Genomic DNA, 376 nt, shown 5'->3' with positions numbered 1-376 from the left:
CGCGCTGCCACACGACGTTGTACGAGCCGTCGTCCTGGCGGAAGGCCGAGACCTGGAGCGGCGCGGCGAGCGACGGATCGTCGATGCGGCCGTTGAGGAACGCCTCGCCGGTGTTGTTGGAGGTGAGTTCAAAGAACGCGCCGACCTGCACCCACGTCCGGCCCGGGGTGAGCGCATGGATCTCGTAGCGCGGGGCGCGCGGATTGGACGACTGGACCGGCTTCAGCGCGATCGTCATCGCGACCGCGAGGGTGGAAATGCGGCCCATGAAGATGCCCGCGTCGTTCTGCTTGATCTGACCGATGTTCATGACGTGTCTCCTGATGTCGTGCTGGACCCCATGTCCTCGACACCGATCTTCAATCCTCCTCCCCTC

The 376-nt window shown here is 65.2% G+C and carries 1 protein-coding gene; it reads right to left on the bottom strand.

Annotated elements, in window-relative coordinates; translation table 11 throughout:
- A partial coding sequence (locus AX735_RS09910) for a DUF736 domain-containing protein (protein WP_066279273.1) occupies positions 1–310 on the bottom strand: 310 nt, incomplete at its 3' end.
- Between the last annotated feature and the right edge of the window lie 66 nt (positions 311–376).

Source organism: Blastomonas sp. CCH1-A6 (genome assembly GCF_001556365.1).
GTDB classification, from domain to species: domain Bacteria; phylum Pseudomonadota; class Alphaproteobacteria; order Sphingomonadales; family Sphingomonadaceae; genus Blastomonas; species Blastomonas ursincola.
Note: the sequence above shows the minus strand (reverse complement) of the source record. Positions and strands in the feature narration are given on the sequence as shown.